General features: G+C 74.0%; 7 protein-coding genes and 1 pseudogene. 6 read left to right on the top strand and 2 right to left on the bottom strand.

All coding sequences use genetic code 11. The features are described 5' to 3' along the window. The 6 genes and pseudogenes from KS423_RS33975 to KS423_RS33950 form a co-directional block, all read left to right on the top strand. Window positions 1-382 (top strand): annotated as a pseudogene (locus KS423_RS33975) (hypothetical protein); the annotation flags it as partial. Continuing rightward, window positions 379-1,719 carry a sensor histidine kinase gene (locus KS423_RS33970; RefSeq protein WP_224283602.1) on the top strand — a complete coding sequence of 447 codons (1,341 nt, stop codon included), beginning with the start codon at window positions 379-381 and terminating at the stop codon, window positions 1,717-1,719. The pseudogene KS423_RS33975 and the gene KS423_RS33970, both read left to right, overlap by 4 nt. Further along, on the top strand, window positions 1,683-2,339 hold the full coding sequence (locus KS423_RS33965) for a response regulator transcription factor (RefSeq protein WP_224283601.1): 657 nt from the start codon (window positions 1,683-1,685) through the stop codon (window positions 2,337-2,339). The genes KS423_RS33970 and KS423_RS33965 overlap by 37 nt, the downstream gene beginning before the upstream one ends. A 297-nt stretch (window positions 2,340-2,636) precedes the next feature. Next, window positions 2,637-3,458 carry a lipase family protein gene (locus tag KS423_RS33960; protein ID WP_224283600.1) on the top strand — a complete coding sequence of 274 codons (822 nt, stop codon included), beginning with the start codon at window positions 2,637-2,639 and terminating at the stop codon, window positions 3,456-3,458. 291 nt (window positions 3,459-3,749) lie between these two features. Then, a complete protein-coding gene (locus tag KS423_RS33955; RefSeq protein WP_224283599.1) occupies window positions 3,750-4,550 on the top strand; it encodes a metal-dependent hydrolase in 801 nt (266 codons plus the stop codon). A gap of 180 nt (window positions 4,551-4,730) precedes the next feature. Next, the gene (locus tag KS423_RS33950) at window positions 4,731-4,943 is read left to right on the top strand and encodes a hypothetical protein (RefSeq protein ID WP_224283598.1); all 213 of its coding nucleotides are present in this window, start codon (window positions 4,731-4,733) and stop codon (window positions 4,941-4,943) included. Between the two features lie 189 nt (window positions 4,944-5,132). Here the strand turns inward: KS423_RS33950 and KS423_RS33945 are convergent, their stop codons facing one another. Then, entirely contained in the window at window positions 5,133-6,116 is a 984-nt protein-coding gene (locus KS423_RS33945) for an alpha/beta hydrolase family protein (protein WP_263455518.1), read from the bottom strand. Between the two features lie 184 nt (window positions 6,117-6,300). Continuing rightward, the coding region (locus KS423_RS33940) for a LuxR C-terminal-related transcriptional regulator (RefSeq protein WP_224283596.1) at window positions 6,301-6,903 on the bottom strand (603 nt) is incomplete at its 5' end.

The raw sequence follows: 6,903 nt of genomic DNA, 5'->3' as shown, positions 1-6,903 counted from the left end.
GGGCGCACGGCGGGCGGCGGCCCCGGACGCCCCGGGCGACGAGGAACCGTCGGACCGGCTGCCGCGCGGGCGCGCCGTGACGGTCGGGCTGCTGACCACGGCCGGCGTGCTGGCCGTGGCCCCGCAGGGCACGGTGGCGTTGGGGATGTCGCTCTTCGCGCCGGCCAACCGGAGCTGGCTCCTGGCCCTGTACCTGCCGTCGGCGTGGCAGGTGCCGGTGGCGGTCGGGTTCGTGCTGCTGGGCGCGGGCTGCCTCGTGGGGACGTACCGGCTGACCCGTGGTCAGCAGGGACGCACGCAGGGGCCGACGTCGGGACGCACGCCTGAGCGGACGACTGCGATCATGGACGGCCCGCACCGATCCCGACCGGAGGTCCCGTGAGCAGCCCGCAGACCCCAGCCGCCCGGGAACCGGGCGGTGCGGCCCGAGAGCTGCGCGCCGCCGCACGGGCACTCGGGCGGCTCGCCGTCCTGACCCTGCTGATACCGGTCGGGGTGGTGCTGATGACGGTCTACCTGCTGTCCTTCCTGCTCTGGGGCTGCCTCGGGATGTTCCCGCTCTTCCCGGCCGCCACCCGGATGGTCCGCTCCGCCGCCGGCGCCGCCCGGTGGGCGGCCGGCCACTGGTCGGAGGTGCCCGTACCGCCGCCGTACCAGCCGCTCCCGGCCCTGGAACGCACCCTCCACGGCTGGTTCTGGACCGGTCACGACTACCACAAGAACCGCTGGTTCGCGGGCATGAGCCGCACCGTCCGCTGGCTCTGGAACGACCCGGCGACGTGGCGCGACGCCCTCTGGCTGATCGCCGACCCCCTGGTCGGCGGCGGCATCGCGGCCGCACCCGTGTTGCTGGTCGGCGCAGGCGTGTACGGGATCGTCCAGGCCCCGCTGCCGTACGACCTGCCGCTCGGCCTGCCCTCCGGAGGCGTGCCCGCCCTCCTGTTCCTCCTCCTCGGGCCGGTGCTGATCGTCGCCGGACTCGCCCTCGCCCGGCCCGCGCTGCGCCTGCACGGCCGGTGGACCGGTACCCTGCTGGGCCCCACCGAACGCTCCCGGCTCGCCCGGCGGGTCGAGCAGCTCACCGAGATCCGGCTGGACGCCACCGAGGCCCAGGCCGCCGAACTGCGCCGGATCGAACGGGACCTGCACGACGGCGCCCAGGCCCGGCTGGTCGCGGTGAGCCTGCGCCTGGGCGCGGTCGCGGCGCTGATCGACCGCGATCCGGAACAGGCGAAGCGGGTGGTGACGGACGCCCAGGAGAACGTCACCCAGGCACTCCAGGAACTGCGCGACCTGGTGCGCGGCATCCACCCTCCGGTGCTCGCCGAACGGGGCCTCGCCGACGGCGTACGGGCGCTGGCGCTGGACGTCCCGCTGAAGGTCGAGGTGCGGGCCGAACTGCCCGGCCGGGCCGAGGCACCGGTGGAGTCGGCGGTCTACTTCGCCGTCAGCGAGGCACTCACCAACGCCGTCAAGCACGGCGACGCCCGGCACGCCACCGTGCACCTCGCCCACGCGGCAGGACTGCTCCGCGTCGAGGTCACCGACGACGGCCGCGGCGGCGCCGACCCCGGACGGGGCAGCGGCCTGCGGGGCATCCGGCGCAGACTCGCCGCGTTCGACGGTACGCTCACGCTGACCAGCCCCCCGGGGGGTCCGACCAGGCTGATCATGGAGCTACCGTGCGTGTTGTCCTCGCCGAGGACCTCGTCCTGCTGAGGGACGGCCTCTCCCTGCTGCTCAGTGCCCACGGGCACGAGATCGTCGCCGCGGTGGAGAGCGGACCCGAACTGGCAGCCGCACTGGCCGAGCACCGCCCCGACATCGCGGTGGTCGACGTCCGCCTGCCCCCCACGTACACCGACGAGGGCCTCCAGGTGGCGCTCGCCGCCCGTCGTGAGCGGCCCGGCCTGCCCGTCCTGGTCCTCTCCCAGCACGTCGAGCAGCTCTACGCGCGGGAGCTGATCGCGGACGGCACCGGCGGCGTCGGCTACCTCCTCAAGGACCGCGTCTCCAAAGCCGACCAGTTCGTCGACGCCGTCCGCACCGTCGCCGCCGGCGGTACCGTCATGGACCCCCAGGTCATCTCCCGCCTCCTCGCCCGCAACGCCGACGACCAGCCCCTCGCCCTCCTCACCCCGCGGGAGCGCGACGTCCTCGCGATGATGGCCGAAGGCCGCTCCAACGCCGCCATCGCGCAACGGCTGCACTTCAGCGAGGGCGCGGTCAGCAAGCACACCTCCAACATCTTCGCGAAGCTCGGCCTCGGTGCGTCCGACGACGACAACCGCCGCGTCCTCGCGGTCCTCGCCTACCTCGACGGGACGCGTACGCCCTGAGGTCGTGGACGGCGACCGGCCGACGCCCGCGGGCGCCGGAGGCCACCGGCGGCGGGGCGGGCGTCAGGGCCGGGGCCGGGCGGTGCGAGGGGCGGCGACGAGTCCGTGGAGGACGGTGGTGAGCGGGGTCGCGCGGCGAGGTCGGACGGGCGGCGGTGGCCCGGTCGCCCACGAACCGCCCGGGCGGTAGCGTCACCCTTGGTCACCGGGGCGTCACGGCACGCCCCCTTCGGTGGGCGCCGACCGGGCTCCGGGACAGACCAGCCGTCGACCGTCGACCCGACAGGAGCGCCCCCCATGGCCGTACCGACCACCTTCGACCAGCACGTCACCGGATACAGCCTCCCGCACGCCTACTGGCTGGCCAAGGCCGCCGACCTCGCCTACAAGGACGAGGCCACCATCGAGGAGCAGGCCCGCGGCTGGGGCTTCGACGCCGTGCGCCACCACCAGACCCGGTTCACCCCGCCGTTCCCGCTCCAGGACACCCAGGCCTACACCATGGCCGGCGACAACATGATCGTCACCGCGTTCCGCGGCACCGAACCCGCACAGATCCGCGACTGGCTCACCGACGCCTCCACCCCGCCCTGGCCGGGCCCCGCCCGGACGGGCTACGTCCACTACGGCTTCGCCGAGGCCCTCGAATCCGTCTTCCCCGATGTCGCCGAGGCCGTCTCCGGCCTGCGGACCAACGGCCAGACCGTCTGGTTCACCGGCCACAGCCTCGGCGGCGCCCTCGCCATGCTCGTCGCCGCCCGGCTCGACCTGGAGGACCCGCGCCTGGCGGTCGACGGCGTCTACACCTTCGGCCAGCCCCGGACCTGCGACCGGCTGCTGGCCGCCGCCTACGACAAGGGCCTGAAGGGGCGCACCTTCCGGTTCGTCCACGGCAACGACATCGTCCCCGAGCTGCCCCCGGAGCCCGCCTTCACCCATGTCGAAGCGCTGCGCCACATCGACTCCGCGGGCCGCGTCCAGGAGAGGGTCGGGCTGGTCTCCGCGCTGACCGACCGGGCCGGGGGCCTGAGCACCGCCGCCTTCTCCCCGGACGGCGAGGGTGTCCGCGACCACCTGATGCGCAGTTACCTCGCCGCGCTGGAGAAGAGCCTCGCCTGACAACGGGGCGCCGGACGCGCCGGAGCGAGCGTCGGCGGCGCCGCAGGTCGGCAGCCGTCTGCCGTGAGGGCGGATCCGATGCTGCGGCGCCGCGGGCGAAGTCCCTTTCACCGACGGGCCCTTCGCGCGGGAGACGGAGACGCCGCGGTCGGTATTCGGCCGGCTGTGGCCGGGGGCGGGGGGTGCCGGGCCGGGCGAGGCGCCCGGCCGGTGATCTTGGACGGATAGGCTGCCGGGATGTCAGGTCCTCACGGTGAGGACGGAGCTGATGAGGATCGGTGGTGTACGGACATGATGGGACCGGCGCATTCGCTGTCGGGTGCGACCGCGTGGCTGGGGGTGGGTGCGGTGGCGGCCGGGATGGGGGAGCCGATGCCCTGGCCGGTCCTGCTCGCGGGGGCGCTGATCTGTGCGGGGGCAGCCCTGGCGCCGGACCTGGACCACAAGGCGGCGACGATATCCAGGGCGTTCGGGCCGGTGTCCCGGGCGCTCTGTGAAGTGATCGACAACCTCTCGTACGCCGTGTACAAGGCCACCCGGGGCAAGGGTGACCCGCGGCGCTCGGGCGGCCACCGGACGCTGACGCACACCTGGCCCTGGGCGGTGCTGTGCGGGGCGGGCGCCGCGGCGGTGGCCGTGTACGGCGGCCGCTGGGGCGTGCTGATGGTGCTGTTCGTGCACATGGTGCTGGCCATCGAGGGCCTGCTGTGGCGGCATGCCCGGGTCTCCAGCGACGTCCTGGTGTGGCTGCTGGGGGCGACCAGCGCGTGGATGCTCGCGGAGGTCCTCGACAAGCCCGGCAACGGTTCACAGTGGCTGTTCGAGGAGCCCGGGCAGGAGTACCTCTGGATCGGGCTGCCGATCGCGCTCGGCGCGCTGGTGCACTGCCTGGGCGACGCGCTGACCGTCTCGGGCTGCCCGGTGCTGTGGCCGATCCCCGTCGGGCGCCGGCGCTGGTATCCGGTCGGGCCGCCGAAGGGCATGCGGTTCCGGGCCGGCAGCTGGGTGGAGATCAAGGTGCTGACGCCCGTCTTCATGGGGGCCGGCGGGGTCTGCGCGGCGGGCGCGCTCGGTTTCTTCGGCAACGGCTGACGTCAATGTCCGCCCGCTCGGCGAGAGTTGGGGCGCCGTCGGCTGGGTAGGAGCCGGTCGGCGCGCGGGAGGCTCGGCCTCCGGGCCGCGGTCCACGTCCTGGCCGAGATCGTCGCGGCCGAACACCGTGCCGAGGGCATCCGGGTGCTGTGCGTCTGCCCGCCCGCCGTGGAGACCCCGATGCTGTCGCGCATCCGTCGCGAAACCCCTGAACTGCTCGGTCCACGACTGGGGTTGAGTCCGGAGAAGGTGCTGGAACCGATGGACCGCGCCCTGGCGCGCGGACGCGCGTGGGCCTTCCCCGGGCGCGGCACCCGGGCCCTGTGGACGGCCCGGCGCCCGGCACCCCGTGCGCTGAGCGGGCTCATCGGCCGGGTCCTGGTCGGGAAGTAGTCGGGAAGCAGTCGGGGCGGGCCCGGGAAGCACCGGGGACGCAACCATCCGGGCGGGGCGCCGGCCCGCTCGACGTGCCGCGAGCAGGCCGTGGCGGGGCGGTCCGGTCGGAGAGCCGGACCACCCCGACCGCCGGAGCGGCGGAGGCCGCCACCACCACCCCGGCGAGCGCGGCGGCGTGCGCCCGCGCTACGCCTTGCGGAGCCGGTCGATGATGCCGTCGATGTCACGCCTGAACATGTAGTCGCGGATGATGTGGCCGCCCGGCTCCTCGTGGGCCTCGTACGGGATGCCCGCGTTGTCGAGCAGGGCGCGGAACTCCCGCTGGCCGGCGAGCACTTCCGTTTCGTTGAACTGGTCGAAGGGGTTGGTCGGGTCGGGGTTGGTGCCGGCGACCAGGAAGATCCGCTTGTTCCGGTAGCTGTCCAGGCGTTCGACCGGGTTGTCGGCGGTGACCCTGGCCTGGTCCCACAGCGGCGCGCCGTAGATCGTGCCGCCGGCCAGGTCCTTGACCGCGGCGGAGACGTTGGCCCAGTGTACGACCGCGCCGCTGTCGCGGCGCAGGCTGGCCGGGCCGGAGTGGGAGCTCACCGAGGCGAAGTGGCCCCAGTACTTGGCCGCGTACTTCAGGGCGCCGAACCCGCCCATGGAGAAGCCGGCGACGGCCCGGCCGTCGTACTCGGCGTAGGTGCGGAAGTTGGCGTCGATCCACGGGACCAGCTGGTTGAGGTGGAAGCTCTCCCAGTTCCGGGGGCCGACGTTGGTGCTGACCGGGTTGGAGTACCAGCCGGCCTGCCCGCCGTCGGGCATCACGACGATCAGCGGCTTGCCGGCGGTCCAGTCGCGGACGCCCTGGCGGTCGAACTCGATGAAGTCCTGGAGGCCGCCGTGGAGCAGGTAGAGGACGGGGTAGGTGCGCCCGCTGGTGTGGTAGTCGTCGGGGAGCAGCACGTTGACGGCGGGCTGCCAGCCGATCTCGTTGGTCGCGAAGCGGTAGTACCACATCCGGGCGTCGGCCTCGTTGTGGTCCGCGATGTGCAGCCCGAAGCCGTCGCCGGCCGCGTGGGCCGCCGAGGCGGTCGCGAGGACGCTCGCGCCGCCGAGCGACAGTGCTGCCGAGAGGCCGCCGGCGGCCTTCAGGACGTTCCTCCGGGTGGGGCGGTTGATGCTCAAGACGACCTCCTGGTCGGGGCGGCGAGCGATCGGTGAAGTGCGGTGCACTGCAACGGACTTGGGCGGCTCCGAGGCCGTCCTGCGCTCGGCCGCCCGGCGACTCCAGGGTGGGGTGCGGGAAAAGCGCCGTTCACGAGGATCGGACGGCCTGTCCGGAACGCGGGCCAGGAGTGTCCGAAACTGGTTAGTGTTCGAACGGGAGTCTGGCGAGGTCGTTGTTCTGTGCGACGTCCCGGGAGGTCTGCCGTGGCTCGCCGGCGGCCGCCGTCGCGTTCCCGGTGAGGCCGTGGCGCTCCGCCAGCACGCCCGCTTGGAAGCGGCTGTCGGCGCCCAGCGTGCTGTACAGGCCGGCGATGTGCCGACGGCAGTTGCGCAGCGACAGCCCGAGCCGGCGGGCTATGGTCTCGTCCTTCAGCCCGTCGGCGAGCAGCCGCAGGATCACGGTGCGGAGCTCGTCGGAGACGGCGCGGGCGGCGGCCGGCCCGCTGCGGAAGGCCGCTCCCCGGTGCCAGAGCGTCTCGAAGGAGTCGGCCAGGTGGCCCACCACGGACGGTTGCGTCACCAGCACCAGCCCGTCGGGCCGCCCCCGCTCCGCCAGGAACGCGCTCTCCCGGTCGATGACCAGCAGCGGACCGTAGCTCTCGCCGGTGGTCCGCACCTCGGCGCCGGCCCGCGCCGCGGCCAGGGCCTGGCGCTGGGCGGGCAGGTGGAAGCGGGCCGGGTGCTGCCGGACGATCCGGGTGCGCGGTGCGGGCTCGGTGCGCGGCACTTCGGCCGGCACCAGCTC

The organism is Streptomyces sp. LS1784 (genome assembly GCF_020103755.1).
GTDB lineage: Bacteria > Actinomycetota > Actinomycetes > Streptomycetales > Streptomycetaceae > Kitasatospora.
The sequence above is the reverse complement of the archived record's forward strand: the minus strand, read 5'-3'. Positions and strand labels throughout refer to the sequence as shown.

Bases quoted from the DNA above. Each gene is read 5' to 3' on its own strand.
- KS423_RS33955 (WP_224283599.1), top strand. From the start codon at position 3,750: ATGATGGGACCGGCGCATTCGCTGTCGGGTGCGACCGCGTGGCTGGGG.
- KS423_RS33950 (WP_224283598.1), top strand. From the start codon at position 4,731: ATGCTGTCGCGCATCCGTCGCGAAACCCCTGAACTGCTCGGTCCACGA.
- KS423_RS33960 (WP_224283600.1), top strand. From the start codon at position 2,637: ATGGCCGTACCGACCACCTTCGACCAGCACGTCACCGGATACAGCCTC.